This is a genomic window from Pseudobacter ginsenosidimutans (assembly GCF_007970185.1).
GTDB classification, from domain to species: domain Bacteria; phylum Bacteroidota; class Bacteroidia; order Chitinophagales; family Chitinophagaceae; genus Pseudobacter; species Pseudobacter ginsenosidimutans.
In genome coordinates this window covers 983263-998094 of sequence record NZ_CP042431.1, presented here as the reverse complement: position 1 = coordinate 998094, position 14832 = coordinate 983263, and the positions used below count along the sequence as shown (strand labels likewise).

Below are 14832 nucleotides of genomic sequence, written 5' to 3'. Positions count from 1 at the left end.
AGTTTTTGCGGGCCTAAAAATACCCGCATTTGAACTATTTTTACGCGCATTGGTTGATATTTAATTCATCATTCCTGCAAATGCTCACACTGCCAGTATATCTCGATTACAATGCCACCACACCCTGCGACCCGCGCGTGGTAGAAGCGATATTGCCTTTCTTCACCAGACAGTTCGGCAATGCAGCCAGTACCACACATGTTTATGGCTGGCAGGCTGCGGAAGCAGTGCAGCTGGCCCGCGAACAAATTGCAGCTCTCATCAATGCCGAACCCGGCGAGATCTATTTCACTTCCGGCGCCACAGAATCCGACAACCTCGCCATCAAAGGCGTGTTCAGCATGTATTCCGGCAAGGGTAATCATATCATCACAGCAGCTACAGAACACAAAGCCGTTCTCGATACCTGCGCACATCTTGAAAAGGCTGGAGCCAATATCACTTACCTTCCCGTCAATGCCGATGGTCTCATCAATCTTCAGCAACTCGAAGCATCCATCCGTCACGACACGATCCTGATCTCCATCATGTATGCCAATAATGAAACCGGTGTACTGCAGCCCATCAAAGAAATAGGAGCCATCGCAAAGAAGCACAACATTATCTTCTTCACCGATGCCACACAGGCCGCCGGCAAAATACCCATCGATGTAATAAACGATAACATAGACCTCCTCGCATTATCCGCTCATAAATTCTATGGACCCAAAGGTTGCGGCGCTATTTACGTAAGAAGAAAATCACCACGCGTAAAACTCACGCCGTTGATCGATGGAGGCGGCCACGAAAAAGGCATCCGCAGCGGCACATTGAATGTACCCGGCATCGTCGGCCTGGGCAAAGCTGCGTCCCTTGCCAATGCAGAAATGCTGGCAGATACCGGTCGCATCATCGCACTCAAAGAACATCTCGAACAATCATTATTACAAACAGGAAATGTGATCATCAATGGCAGCTCTGATCATCGTCTTCCCAACACTTCCAATCTCTCTTTCATCAACACCAACAGTGGCGTACTGATGCGCACCTTCACCAAAGACCTTGCCGTCAGTAGTGGTTCCGCCTGTACCAGTGCGTTGATGGAACCCAGCTATGTGCTCAAAGCGATGGGGCTCTCCGACGAGCTCGCCTATGGCAGTATCCGTTTTAGTCTCGGCCGTTTCACAACCCCTGAAGAAATCGATTATGTGATTGAAAAGTTGAAGAACATCTAAGAGGAACCGACGGAAAGATGCAGTAAGATTGCATAGTAAGATTATCCTGGGAATAATAAACAAAAGGAATTGGTATAATACATTTCGCAGTTGCACCTTCACACCATCCCTCCACCAACAAATGCGAAAATTGCGTTTTAAGCTGTTGCACTATCAGGGTGCTCTGGCAATGGGATATGAATAAACCTGGCCTTCGAAACGTAAGCGAAGAAGCTCATCCATATTCTACCGTCCCATCCCACCAACCCCAGGCCCCATTAAAGATCCAATTGCGCCGGTTCGTTTCGACCCGCCGGCGTTTATCATATCCCATTGCCCATGGGTCACAACAAAAATGTATTTCCCAGCGTTTGTATACATCAAAAAACCCTCCGTTGGGAGGGTTTTCGCTTGCAGCAGGTTTTGGTTATACAGTTACAAATAAACTCGTGAATCAATATTTTGGATAATGGTTTACCAGGTGGATAAAGGGGAGTAACGAATATAAGCAAATAGATTTACACACCGCGCAAACAATTTCATCTTTTCTTAATTTATACTGATAATCCCTTATTTTCGTAACATGTGGCCCGTATGCAAAAAAGAGTTCAGGCAGTTTTTTAGTAGCCTCACCGGGTATATCGCAATAGTGGTATTCCTTTTACTTAACGGATTGTTTCTCTTTGTGTTCCCGGATACCAATATCCTTGATTTTGGCTACGCTACACTTGATAAATTTTTTGAATTAGCCCCCTGGATCCTGCTTCTCCTGATCCCTGCGATCACCATGCGCAGCTTCTCCGATGAATTCAAGGCGGGCACCTACGAAATTCTTCAAACCAAACCTCTGAGCAGATGGAAACTGGTGCTCGGAAAATATGCCGGAGCGCTTGGAGTGGTGCTGATTGCGCTTATACCTACCATTATTTATGTGATCAGTGTACAGCAAATGTCCACTGAAGGAGGGATCGATCGCGGCGGTACTATCGGTGCTTATTTCGGTCTGATCTTCCTGGCTTCCGTATTTGTGGCCATCGGGATCTGTTGCAGCAGTTTTACGAGTAATGCTGTGGTTGCATTTATCAGCGGCGCCTTTTTCTGTTTCCTTTTGTACAGTGGTTTCAATGCCATCAGCCGCATTCCCGCGCTGGAATCCGGGGCGGACTACTATATCGAAATGCTGGGTATCGATTTCCATTACCGCAGCATCAGCAGGGGCGTGATCGATAGCCGGGACATTATCTATTTCCTGAGCGTGATCGCATTCTTCCTTGTTTGTACCACCCGTAACCTGTTGAAGCGTTAAGAAGACCCTGAACAAAGACTATGAAAAAGATCCTACAATCGAAATACTGGTGGCTCGCCTGCATTCTGGCGCTGGTGGCCATTAACTATATTGCTACATTGATCCCTGTTCGCATCGATCTCACCCAGGAAAAAAGGTATACTCTCTCACCTGCTACCAAAAAACTGATCAAAGGATTGGGAGATCGGGTGAGCATCACCGTTTTTCTCGATGGCGAAATGCCTGCCGGTTTCAAAAAGCTCGCGAACAGTACCCGCGAAATGCTTCAGGAATTCAAAGAGCTTTCAGCGGCCAATATCCAGTTCAGTTTTGAGAAGCCTGTGTCGCAGGCGCTGGCCGGCGAGATCTCTGCGGACTCGCTGATGAAACTGGGCCTTCGTCCCACCAATGTGCGTGTACGTGCGAAAGCCGGAGAGGCGGAAGAACAACGTTATCTTTTTCCCGGCGCCATTATCAGTTACGATGATAAAGTGGAAGCGGTAGACCTGCTGCAGGGGCAGGACATGACCGGCGGCATGCAATCCCTCAACAATGCGGAAGCATTGCTGGAATACAAATTCGCGCATGCCATTCAGAAGCTCACTGCCAACAAAGTTCCCAATGTTGGTTACCTTATCGGCAATGGACAACCGCTTAGCTATAATGTTTACGACCTGATCGAAAGAACGCTGAAACCTGCATATGGCTTCGGTTTTGTACCTATCGACAGTGTGCCGTTCATTCCGCATGACTTCGACGCTTTGCTGGTAGTGAAGCCAACCGTCCCTTTCAATGATGAACAAAAACTAAAACTCGATCAATATGTGATGCAGGGCGGAAAGATCATCTGGATGATCGACAGGCTCTATGCGGAAATGGACAGCCTCATGCGCAGGCAGTCGGATTTCATCGCCTACGATCGCAACCTCAACCTGGACGACCTGCTTTTCAAATACGGCGTTCGCATCAATGGGGACCTGGTGCAGGACCTCCAATGCGATCAATTGCCAATGGTGGTTGGGAATTATGGAGATAAGCCTCAGATGGATCTCCAGCCCTGGCAATATTTCCCGCTGCTGACATCTTACAATAACAACCCGGTATCCGGAAATATGGACAGGGTGCTTAGCATCTTTCCCAATTCCATCGATACCGTTAAAGCGCCAGGCATCAATAAGACCATACTGCTGGCCAGTTCTGCCAATTCCCGCGTATTGGCAACTCCTGCACTCGTTTCACTCAGCAGTGTGAAAACAGAGGACGATATCAAAACATTCAACCGTCAGCATATCCCCATCGCAGTGATGCTGGAAGGAAGGTTCACTTCCCTCTATACCAACCGTGTTTCACAAGGTGTACTGGATACAATGGCTGGTTTGTATAAGCAGCCATTCCGGGCTGCTACCGCAGAGGAAAGCAAAATGATAGTGATTGCCGATGGAGATATTGTGGCCAATGTTTTCACGCAAAAGGAAGGGCCTCTGCCCATGGGCTATAATCAGTTCACCAATTACCAGTATGCCAACAGGGATTTCTTCATCAACTGCGTGGAATACCTGGTGAATCCAAGTGGTATCCTGGATACACGCGCCAAGAACTACACCCTCCGCCTGCTGGACCCTGCCGCAGTGGAAGAGAGCAAAACCACCTGGCAACTGATCAATATTGCCGGACCGGTAGCCCTCATCCTGCTCTTCGGTATGATCTACCAGGCACTTCGCAAAAAGAAATACCAGTAAAGCCCGCAGGCATACAAAGGCCATGTATCAGTCAAGGCCTTATCTTTGCAACCATTAATTTATGTCATGACCACGGACCAGCTCACTTATCTAGTTTTTGGAATCGTAATTGTTGTAGCACTGGCTTTCGATCTCGGACTACTGAGTAAGAAGAATACGCATATCAGTCTTCGTAAAGCCCTGTTCCAAACAATTTTCTGGGTAAGCCTGGCCCTGGGCTTTTTCGGGTTCATGTGGTACGAGGAAGGGAAAGTGGTGGCACTTGAATACCTCAGTGCTTACCTGATGGAATGGAGCCTCAGTATCGATAATATTTTCGTGTTCATTCTCATCTTCAACTTCTTTGCTGTTAAGGATAAATTCATTGCCCGTGTATTGTTGATTGGTATTCTGATGGCCATTCTTTTCCGTGTGGCATTCATCACAGTGGGGATAGAACTGGTGCAAAGATTCGGTTGGATCTTGTATATATTCGGAGGCATCCTGGTGTATACCGGTATTAGTCTGTTCACTGCCAAACACGATGAAGACCCCAACCTGGAAGATAACAGGGTGTACAAGATGATCAAGCGTGTACTGCCCATCACTCCACTGGATGGAGATGGAAAATGGACCATGCGCATTGAAGGGAAAAAATATTATACCAGCCTCACTGTTGTAGTGATCATGCTGGCCACTACCGATATCATTTTTGCGGTGGACTCCATTCCTGCGGTATTCGCCATTTCGCAAAACCATCTGGTGATCTATACGTCCAATATTTTTGCAGTGCTTGGTCTGAGATCCTTATTCTTCCTTCTGAAAGGAGCCAGCAGCAAGTTCTCGCATCTGCAACAGGGCATCGCTTTCGTACTTATTTTCATCGGCCTCAAAATGCTGGTGACATTCTTCGATATTCATGTTCCAATCGCCATCTCATTGCTTGTGATTGTAATGAGTGTAAGCCTCAGTATCGTTTACTCCATTTCGGTAGCAAGGAAGAATCTGGAGAAAGAGGATAAATTCCTGGATGAAGTAGGAGAGAATACACCTAAGGACCTTCACTGATGCAATACTATATTGAACATATCGCTTCGGTCATTCATGGCACTGTGATACAGGAACGCAGGAATGACCGGATCGAGCAATTATTGACTGACAGCCGGCGACTGATCTTCCCAAAATCATCCCTGTTCTTTGCTCTCAAGGGACCACGCAGGGATGGACAAACATTCATTGGTTATCTCTATCATAAGGGCGTACGGAATTTTGTTGTGAGTGAGCAACCTGATCTCGCTCAATATCCCGCTGCCAATTTTGTACAGGTGCCGGATGTATTGCAGGCATTACAGTTGCTGGCAGCCTATCACCGCAGCCGGTTCACAATTCCTGTGATCGGTATCACCGGTAGCAATGGAAAAACAATCGTGAAAGAGTGGCTCAACCAGATACTGGACCAGCAGTTCGCCATCATCCGTAGTCCCAAAAGCTACAATTCACAGATCGGCGTTCCATTGAGCGTATGGCCGATGAGTGAATCGCATGAGCTGGCCATCTTCGAAGCAGGTATTTCGAAGCGCGGGGAGATGGAAAAACTGGAAGCTATCATCAAACCAACCATTGGTATCCTTACCAATATCGGCGAAGCGCATAGCGAAGGATTTGACTCCATTAAAGAGAAGCTGGAAGAAAAACTTCGCTTGTTCGATACCGTTAATACGCTTGTCTACCGGAACGATCAGGACCTGGTGGAAGAAACTGTTCAGCAAATGGCACAGTCGCGCGGTATCCGGCTGTTTGCCTGGGGGGGGAAGAAAGATGGGGCTGTTCAGATAACCGGCATCGAAAAAACAGCTCACAATACTATCATCACTGCCTCTTATAAAGGCGATGTAGAGAAAATAGTGATCCCTTTCACCGATGATGCAAGTATAGAAAATGCCATGCATTGCTGGTGCACTGCGCTGCTTATGAAGCAGGACATGCAGAAAGTGCAGCAGCAGTTGCTGTTGCTAACCCGTGTGGCGATGAGGCTGGAAATGAAAACAGGCATCAACAACTGCACGGTGATCAATGATAGCTATAGCGCGGATCTCAGCTCGTTTACCATTGCACTTGATTTTTTATCGCAGCAGGCGCAGCATAACCGCCGTACTGTGATCCTTACTGATATCCCGGAATCAGGCAGGAACGAAAAAGAACTTTATACTGAAGTGGCCAATGCCATGCAGCAGAGAAAAGTGAACAGGCTGATCGGGATCGGCGAAACCATCCATCATCATGCTGCTGCATTTGAAGCTGCCGGAATTGCAGAGCTGCTCTTCTTTCCAACGGTGGACGCCTTCAAAAAAGATTTTCATCATATTCCTTTCCGCGATGAGACCATCCTGCTGAAAGGAGCGCGCGTATTTGAACTGGAAGAGATCGACAGGTTGCTGGAACAGAAAGTACATCAGACAGTACTGGAGATCGATCTCAATGCAGTGACGCATAATTTGAAACAATACCAGCAACTGCTTCGTCCGGAAACAAAGCTGATGGCCATGGTGAAGGCATTTGCCTATGGCAGCGGCAGTTTTGAAGTGGCGAACGTTCTGCAATATCATAAGATCGATTACCTGGCCGTTGCCTATGCAGATGAAGGTGTGGAGCTGCGTAAGGGTGGGATCAACCTGCCTGTGATGGTGATGAATGTGGACCCCACTACTTTCGATGTGCTGGTGCAGTATAATCTCGAACCTGATATCTATGCACCCGAGTTGTTGCACGCTTTTGAAGCTTATCTTAAAAGAGAAGGCATTCAGCAATTTCCTGTACATATCGAACTGGAGACCGGTATGAACAGGCTGGGTTTTTCTGAGTCACAGTTGCCGGTATTGCTGGAGTCCCTGCGCAGCAAACTGTTCAAGGTGCAGAGTGTATTCAGTCATTTAGCCGCCAGCGAAGACCCTCAACAGGATGCCTATACGAAACAACAGGCAGAACGGTTTGAGGGCATGGTGAGCAAATTGCAGCAGATACTGGGCTATCCGTTTATCAAACATATCTCCAATACAGCGGGTATCAGCCGTCATCCGGAATTACAGATGGATATGGTACGCCTGGGCATCGGAATGTATGGGATCGACAGCGGCAATACTCATTTACTTCAACTGCAGGAAGTGAGTACTCTCAAGAGCACCATCGCCCAGATCAAACAACTGGAAGAAGGGGAAACGGTCAGTTATGGCCGGAAAGGGGTGGTTACCCGCAAAACCAATATCGCCACGGTGCGGATCGGGTATGCAGACGGATACCCGCGCAGTCTCAGCACCGGCGTGGGCAAAATGTGGGTCAACGGACACCTGGCTCCTGTTATCGGTATCGTGTGTATGGACATGACCATGATCGATATCACCGATGTGCCGCAGGTGAAAGTAGGCGATGAAGTAGTGATCTTCGGTAAGCAGTTGCCCGTTGAACAGGTGGCGCATTGGGCCCAGACCATTCCTTACCAGATGCTGACCGGAATATCCCAGAGAGTGAAAAGGGTTTACTTTCAGGATTGATCAAACCGGGCCAATTGCCTTTTAACAAAACTTTTTCTCCTTAATTCGACAGTCCGGATGTGCTTTTGCACTGGGAACTCCGACTGATAACTATTATCTTTGATTTCCTAAAAAATCTAGTACAGTGAAGATCAGAACTGTAGTCCTAACGATCCTTGCGATCATATTTATAGACCAGGCTTTGAAGATTTGGGTGAAGACCAGCATGACCTATGGTTGGAACGGGCAGATCTATTTGCTGGGAAATTGGTTCCGCTTATTCTTTATCGAGAATGAAGGCATGGCATGGGGCTGGAAATTCGGTGGCGAGTTTGGAAAAATTGCCCTGACGCTTTTCAGGCTGGTAGCTGTGATCTTCGGTGTATTCTATATCAGGAATATCGTACGCAGAAAGTACCATCGCGGTTTTATCATTTGCGTGGCCATGATCTTTGCGGGCGCCCTGGGCAACCTCATCGACTCCATGTTCTACGGTATGATCTTCTCCGCCAGTGCAGATGGTCTTCCCAATGCAGTGCTCTTCCCTCCGGGCGGCGGATATGCCAGTTTCCTGCATGGTAAAGTGGTGGACATGTTATATGTTCCCATCATCGAAAACAAAACGATGCCTTCCTGGGTACCGTTCTGGGGTGGTGAAACCTTTACTTTCTTTTCTCCCATTTTCAATATCGCCGATGCAAGCATCTCTGTTGGCGTTATTGTGATCCTGCTCTTCCAGCGCAGGTTCTTTAAAAAGGATTCCGAATCAGAACAATCAACTCTGCTCGATCCGGTAAAACCGAATGATACCGTTCAGATCTCTTAAACATCAGTAAACATCAATAAAAAAGGGTGATCTGCATTTCGCGGATCACCCTTTTTTCCTTTTTTGTTATTTGTAAAACTGAGACTGCGTAGTATTAACGATCAATGTCCCGGATTTGTTTTAAGAACCTGCTTTGTTATTATTTTTTCTCCGATCTGAATACGCAACACATATACTCCACTGCTGAGATGATCGAGGTTACGGAGGAAGACTTCATTCATTCCCTGTACGATATTCTGTTGTGATTGCTTCACTGTTCTGCCATAGAGGTCCATCAGTTGCACATTGGCCTTGCCTCTTTCCGGGCTTACGATATCGAAACTGATCTGGCTTCCAAACGGATTCACCAGGTTGCGGATGGAGAATTCCAGTTTGCTGCTGAGAAGGATGATCTTGCTGTATTTGAATACTTCACCTTCCACCATCCGGATCCTGTAATAAGCCTGACCGCTTACAGGTTTGGGATCAGTGAAATTGTAGGTGAATTTTGCATCGGGAGATATGCCTGCTACCGAAGTTATTTTGGTAAAGCTTACGCCATCATTACTTCGTTCCACTTCATAGATGGTGCCGGGCGTTTCATTATCTGTGACCCATTTCAGGTAGCCATTGCCGTTATTGAGCTGCCCCGTGAAGCTTAGTAATTTGGTAGGCAGGATCTGACAATCATCCACGTTGAGCTGGATGGTAGTGAAATTGAGGAATGAGCAATCGGGCTCCGAGAGGTTACCAGGTGTGGAAGCCACACGGAAACGGTAAATATGCCCATTGGTGCTGGGATCGCTGATGAAAGTGGGGTAGAAAGCTTCGTATTCGTACTGACCACTACCATTGTCCAAAGCCGGCGTATGTCCGGTGACGCCTGTATTTTGCCAGGTGGCTCCGTTATCTGTGCTGCGTTCCCACATCCATTCCGTATAGTTATCGAAGAAAGATCTTACCAGCGCTGAAATGCGCACGTTATCGCCCACACAAACAGAAGTAGTGGCGGAAGGCAGCATGGTGAGATTGGGGTTACAGGTTACGAGCGCGATATCATCGATGGCCCAGTCGTTACCACCACCGCCTGAAGCATTGTTGCGGATGGAGATCACGATGTCTTCCTGTGTAGGACCAGTTTTGAACATAAAGCCTTTTTTCACCCAGCCAACAGTATCTACCATGCCCGATGAATAACGGTCGAGGTCATCGATAGCAAATGTAAGGTTGGGTAGTACGCCTGGTTTCCAGGTTTGTGTGCCAGTGGAATCGATGCCGCAATTGGTACACACGTTCCGGACCCAGAGTGAAAATTCGTAGGAGGTATTGGGACAAAGTCCGGTTATGGATTGACGGTAGGCTTCCCCGGTTGCATAGTCGGAGTTCACCACCAGCATGTACCCGCCGGTTGCGTTTGCAGCAGTGGGATCATTGCCGGCCGGTGTTGTGCTGCCTGTATGATCACCGATGATATCCCAGTGGCCGCCGAACATGCGGTTGCCGCAGGCATTGATATTGGGTGGACTGAAGCTTCCGCAACTGGGTTTCTTCAAGGCATTCCTGAACGTGCTCTGCCTTGGGCTGAGGTTGTTCACGATGGTATAGTAGCCGTCGTTGGTTTCTGTTGAAGGAGTGAGTGGTCTCCTGATATATCCGGGAACCGGCAGGTCGGAAGGGAGTATGCCTCTGTTATGAGTATTGCCTGATCCGAAGGTGCCGCCAAATTCCGCCGCGAAATTCTTACCTACTGCATCTGCGCAGATGGGTGTATTGGGAGAGATAAGGATGCGGTACCTGATAGCGCGTACTATGGAATCCTGATAAAAGGTTGATGAGCTGCTGTTCTTTTTGTAGCGCAGTTCTCCTGCTCCCAAAGTGATGATATCACCGGCACTACCGGTTACCCTTACCCTGAAAGCGGTGGTGATCAACGTTCCCCCGGCTACAAGCGGACGATGTGTGCCAGGCTTTACATTACCGCCTCCTGCTACTGCATTGGTAACAGCTGTGCCTACGTTGGCGGCATTTGCTCCGATATTGATCCTGAGATTGAATTCGCTCAGTGAAGGATTGGCTTTATAAGTTGCCTGATCATCACTTGCCCTAATGGAATATTTTTTTACGAGAAGGCCTTCATTGGTGATAAGATAAACACTATCGCCTACGAGAGTTGTATTGCTGGGGATATTGTCCATGTACCGGACAAAGTAAATATTACCGCCGTTGAAGCCACCGGGGAAATAATAATTGGTGCGTATCTCGAGCGTGTCGCCGAACTCTACGGTCCCTCCCGCAGTTCGTTTTGAAATGTTCACATAACTGTTTCCGAAACGCACTTCCGTTTGTGCGTTTCCGTTAGGTATGCCAAAAATGGCATAGCAAAACAGTATAAGGGTTACCCGGAGTAATTGCTTTTTCATCGGTTTGGAGTCTGGGGTAAAAATGATGCGATTCAATACCAGTCTGCACTTGATCCGTGTAAACCTATTAAAAAATCGGCTTAAACGCAATCGTAGATCTACGATAAACGTGTATGTGATTACGCTATTGCTTAAACGAAGGGGATTTGTACTTTAGGACTGGCATTTATCAAATCCATTCTATGAAAACAGCTTTCAAGGCAGTTTGTCTGCTCATATTACTGATTCCGTTGATCGGATATGCGCAGGATGAACCATTTTCCCTGACTGTTTTGAATCAGAAACCCGCTCCCACAGACCGTTACAGGTTGAGACATCCCTTCGATATCACTTATGGACCGGACAATTTTCTTTACATCACCGAAAAAGTTGGACAGGTCTCCCGTGTAGACACAGGCACAGGAATCCGTAAAGTGATACTTGATATAAAGCAAAAAGTTTACCTGGGCCTCTCCCGCGACGGATCGGGAAATGTTGATGGCATTTCCCAGAACGGCATGCTGGGGATGGCTCTGCATCCTGGTTTCAGTAAAGTGCCTGGAAAGGATTCCATCTATGTTGCTTACTGTTACAATAGTCAGTACCTGCGTATCTCCCGCTTCTTCTTCAATGTGGCCACCGCCAGTTGCAGCGGCGAAACCACACTCATCGAAGGAATCCCAAGCAGTCCTGATCACACATCCGGAAGGATGATCATTGGCGCAGACAATATGATCTATTATTCCTGCGGGGATCTGGGGAATAATCAATTCAATAATAAATGCAGAGAGATCCGCTCACAATTCCTGCCATCGGCTACCGATGTTCAAAATCATGTGTATACGAACTATTCCGGCAAGGTCCTGCGCATTGCACCGGATGGAGATATTCCTGCTGATAACCCAATATGGAATGGCGTTCGCAGTCATATCTATACCATCGGTCACCGCAATCCCCAGGGGTTGGTTTGGGAGAAAGAGCCCAGTAATGGATCGATGGTCACCACTCTCACGCCTGGTGGAAGATTGTACAGTGCAGAGCACGGTCCCAACACAGACGATGAGATCAATATCCTGCAACCCGGAAAAAATTACGGATGGCCCTGGATCGCCGGCGATACAGATAATGTGAATTATCAATATGTCCGCTGGTTCCAGGCCAATAACTGCAATACCATCGGTTATGTGGAGAACCCACAGCATTTACCTGCAGGCAGCACCTACACGCGCGAGAAAGATGCACCTGCCGATGTAAAGGCCAATTTCCAGAAGCCAATGAAATCTGTATATACCACTTGTGGCTCGCTGAGCGTAACACAGTGCATGGTAGCCAATGGCGGCTGGCTGAAATTCCCAACCATCGCGCCCAGCAGCGTAGAATACTATGAGCTCAATATCGGTAAAGGTATCCCCGGCTGGTATCCCTCACTGTTAGTAGCCACATTGCGTAAAGGAACAGTGTATCGTTATAAACTCGATCCCTCGGGCACCACCATCATCAGTGATTCGATCCCATATTTTTCTTCAGCTAACCGTTATCGCGATATCGCCATGAGCCCGGATGGAAAGATCTATATCGTTACAGACAGTATTGGTTCCACATCCGGCCCCAGTGCTTCCAATCCTTCTGCGCTCACCCATCGTGGTGCCATCCTGGTATACAGGTATACAGGATCCGTGCTCTCGCTTCCCGATCCATCACAGCCCAACAAACCCGAAGCCAAACCTGTGATATCCGTGTATCCGAACCCTGCCACTGCAGTAGTGAACATTGCGCTGGGCAGGATCAGACATCTGCCGGTCACTTATCAATTGTATGATATGATGGGACGCATCATGCGCTCCGGCATCACCGCCAAAGATCGCATATCCATACCTGTGGCTGATCTCAGGCGCGGCATCTATGTATTGAAATTGCATGATGATAACGGAACAGAGATCCTCAAAGAAAAGATCGTTCTCCAATAGCAGCCGCCGACCTCGGGTATCGCCGGACTCGGGATATGAAAAATACGGCTGTTGAAATGAACCGCCGCGGGAGAATATTTATTGGGCTTTGGATTGGAAGGATGAGGGGATAGGAATCCTATTGAGCTGCATCGCTTACATTTCAAAGGCCGTTTTTTCATACCCCTCGCCGGCCATGTGGTCGCGAGTGCATCATTCCTTTTTCTTTTTGATCAAAGGCGTGTGACTTTTGATCTTTGATCTGCAATGCAATAGGGTAGTTGAGATTACTTGAGGTAATACTTCTATTCTCTAGCCATAGCATCGTGATGAGCAATCGGGATATGATTATTCCGGCCTCGTAAATACAAGCGAGGCAGTAGAAGGATATTCTACTGCCTCATCTTTCCCTGCCACAGTTGAAAAAAGATTCTCCCGCGGTGGTGTATTTCGTAAGCCGGAATAATTATATCCCGTTGCGAGAAAAAGATATCCCGTTGCGAGAATGCGAGAAAAAACTAAGAAATTTTTCCTACCATGTTGCCCGGAATAACCCACTGATCAAATTCTTCAGGAGTTACATATCCCAGGCGGACAGCTTCTTCCTTAAGAGTGGTGCCATTCTTATGCGCAGTTTGCGCAATCTCTGCCGCTTTGTAATAACCGATCTTGGTATTGAGGGCTGTAACGAGCATGAGAGAATTGTCAACGTGCTTTTTAATATTGGCTTCGATTGGCTCGATGCCTACGGCACATTTATCATTGAAGCTCACGCAACCTTCACCGATGAGGCGGGCGCTGTGCAGGAAGTTGTAGATCATAACGGGCTTGAACACGTTGAGTTCGAAGTGCCCGGTAGCGCCGCCGATACCGATGGCAACATCGTTACCCATCACCTGTGCAGCGATCATAGTGAGGGCTTCACATTGAGTGGGGTTCACTTTGCCGGGCATGATAGAGGAACCGGGCTCGTTGTCGGGGATGAAAAGTTCACCGATGCCGGCGCGTGGACCGGAGCTCAGCATGCGGATATCGTTGGCGATCTTCATGAGGCTAACGGCAACAGTCTTGAGGGCGCCATGTGATTCAACGATGGCGTCATGGGCAGCCAGTGCTTCAAATTTATTGCGCGCTGTAATGAAGGGTAGACCCGTAAGTTGAGCGATATGCTTCGCAACATTCTCAGAATAATGGGGTGGTGTGTTGATACCCGTACCAACGGCTGTGCCGCCGAGTGCGAGCTCGCTGAGGTGGCTCAGGGTATTCTTGATGGCGCGGATGCCGTGATCCAGCTGGGCTACATAACCGCTGAACTCCTGACCAACTGTGAGTGGAGTGGCGTCCATGAAGTGGGTGCGTCCGATCTTCACCACTTCCATATATTTCGCGCTTTTTTCAGCGAGTGTATTGCGGAGTTTTTCGATACCGGGGATAGTCACTTCCAGCAGCATTTTGTAGGCAGCGATGTGCATGGCTGTGGGGAAGGTATCATTGGATGATTGTGATTTGTTCACGTCATCATTGGGCGCCAGGAATTTTTCCTTATCAGTGAGTTTTCCGCCTTTGATCACGTGGCCGCGATAAGCAACCACTTCATTCACATTCATATTGGATTGGGTGCCGGAGCCTGTTTGCCAAACTACGAGCGGGAAGGAATCGTCCAGTTTACCGGCGAGGATCTCATCGCAAACCTGTCCGATCAGATCAGATTTTTCCTGTGGCAATACACCTGCTTCGAAGTTGGTGATGGCAGCGGCTTTTTTCAGATACGCAAATGCCCGGATGATCTCTTTCGGCATCCTGTTGATGTCCTGCGCAATTTTAAAATTATCAATACTGCGTTGGGTTTGGGCGCCAAAGTAAGCATCGATAGGCACTTTCACTTCGCCCATGGTATCTTTTTCAATCCGGTATTCCATATTGCTAAAAATTTGGCAGCAAAGGTAGGGAAATACGCGG

At 47.9% G+C, this 14832-nt stretch carries 9 protein-coding genes; 7 read left to right on the top strand and 2 right to left on the bottom strand.

Going from position 1 to position 14832, the window contains the following annotated elements:
- Window positions 1-80 precede the first annotated feature (80 nt).
- From FSB84_RS03885 to FSB84_RS03860, 6 genes are all read left to right on the top strand, one after another.
- On the top strand, window positions 81-1214 hold the full coding sequence (locus tag FSB84_RS03885; RefSeq protein WP_130542809.1) for a cysteine desulfurase family protein: 1134 nt from the start codon (window positions 81-83) through the stop codon (window positions 1212-1214).
- Window positions 1215-1776: 562 nt separating this feature from the next.
- Entirely contained in the window at window positions 1777-2499 is a 723-nt protein-coding gene (gldF, locus tag FSB84_RS03880; RefSeq protein ID WP_130542810.1) for a gliding motility-associated ABC transporter permease subunit GldF, read from the top strand.
- A 20-nt stretch (window positions 2500-2519) separates the two neighbouring features.
- The gene (gldG, locus tag FSB84_RS03875) at window positions 2520-4217 is read left to right on the top strand and encodes a gliding motility-associated ABC transporter substrate-binding protein GldG (protein WP_130542811.1); all 1698 of its coding nucleotides are present in this window, start codon (window positions 2520-2522) and stop codon (window positions 4215-4217) included.
- A 66-nt stretch (window positions 4218-4283) separates the two neighbouring features.
- Entirely contained in the window at window positions 4284-5264 is a 981-nt protein-coding gene (locus FSB84_RS03870; RefSeq protein ID WP_130542812.1) for a TerC/Alx family metal homeostasis membrane protein, read from the top strand.
- The gene (locus FSB84_RS03865; RefSeq protein ID WP_130542813.1) at window positions 5264-7744 is read left to right on the top strand and encodes a bifunctional UDP-N-acetylmuramoyl-tripeptide:D-alanyl-D-alanine ligase/alanine racemase; all 2481 of its coding nucleotides are present in this window, start codon (window positions 5264-5266) and stop codon (window positions 7742-7744) included. Before FSB84_RS03870 ends, FSB84_RS03865 begins: the two co-directional genes overlap by 1 nt.
- A 124-nt stretch (window positions 7745-7868) precedes the next feature.
- A complete protein-coding gene (locus FSB84_RS03860; RefSeq protein ID WP_127128738.1) occupies window positions 7869-8549 on the top strand; it encodes a lipoprotein signal peptidase in 681 nt (226 codons plus the stop codon).
- Window positions 8550-8650: 101 nt separating this feature from the next.
- On the opposite strand, the gene FSB84_RS03855 is transcribed toward FSB84_RS03860, so the two are convergent.
- Entirely contained in the window at window positions 8651-10948 is a 2298-nt protein-coding gene (locus FSB84_RS03855) for a T9SS type A sorting domain-containing protein (protein ID WP_130542814.1), read from the bottom strand.
- A gap of 182 nt (window positions 10949-11130) precedes the next feature.
- Between FSB84_RS03855 and FSB84_RS03850 the strand changes: the two genes are divergently transcribed.
- A complete protein-coding gene (locus FSB84_RS03850; protein WP_130542815.1) occupies window positions 11131-12894 on the top strand; it encodes a PQQ-dependent sugar dehydrogenase in 1764 nt (587 codons plus the stop codon).
- A 497-nt stretch (window positions 12895-13391) separates the two neighbouring features.
- Here FSB84_RS03850 and fumC read toward each other — a convergent pair whose 3' ends face one another.
- Window positions 13392-14792, bottom strand: a complete 1401-nt coding sequence (fumC, locus tag FSB84_RS03845; protein ID WP_130542816.1) for a class II fumarate hydratase — start codon at window positions 14790-14792, stop codon at window positions 13392-13394.
- Between the last annotated feature and the right edge of the window lie 40 nt (window positions 14793-14832).

Excerpts from the sequence above, each read along its gene's own strand:
- FSB84_RS03870 (WP_130542812.1), top strand. The coding sequence starts at position 4,284 with ATGACCACGGACCAGCTCACTTATCTAGTTTTTGGAATCGTAATTGTT.
- gldF (WP_130542810.1), top strand. The coding sequence starts at position 1,777 with ATGTGGCCCGTATGCAAAAAAGAGTTCAGGCAGTTTTTTAGTAGCCTC.
- fumC (WP_130542816.1), bottom strand. The coding sequence starts at position 14,792 with ATGGAATACCGGATTGAAAAAGATACCATGGGCGAAGTGAAAGTGCCT.
- gldG (WP_130542811.1), top strand. The coding sequence starts at position 2,520 with ATGAAAAAGATCCTACAATCGAAATACTGGTGGCTCGCCTGCATTCTG.
- FSB84_RS03865 (WP_130542813.1), top strand. The coding sequence starts at position 5,264 with ATGCAATACTATATTGAACATATCGCTTCGGTCATTCATGGCACTGTG.
- FSB84_RS03885 (WP_130542809.1), top strand. The coding sequence starts at position 81 with ATGCTCACACTGCCAGTATATCTCGATTACAATGCCACCACACCCTGC.
- FSB84_RS03850 (WP_130542815.1), top strand. The coding sequence starts at position 11,131 with ATGAAAACAGCTTTCAAGGCAGTTTGTCTGCTCATATTACTGATTCCG.
- FSB84_RS03855 (WP_130542814.1), bottom strand. The coding sequence starts at position 10,948 with ATGAAAAAGCAATTACTCCGGGTAACCCTTATACTGTTTTGCTATGCC.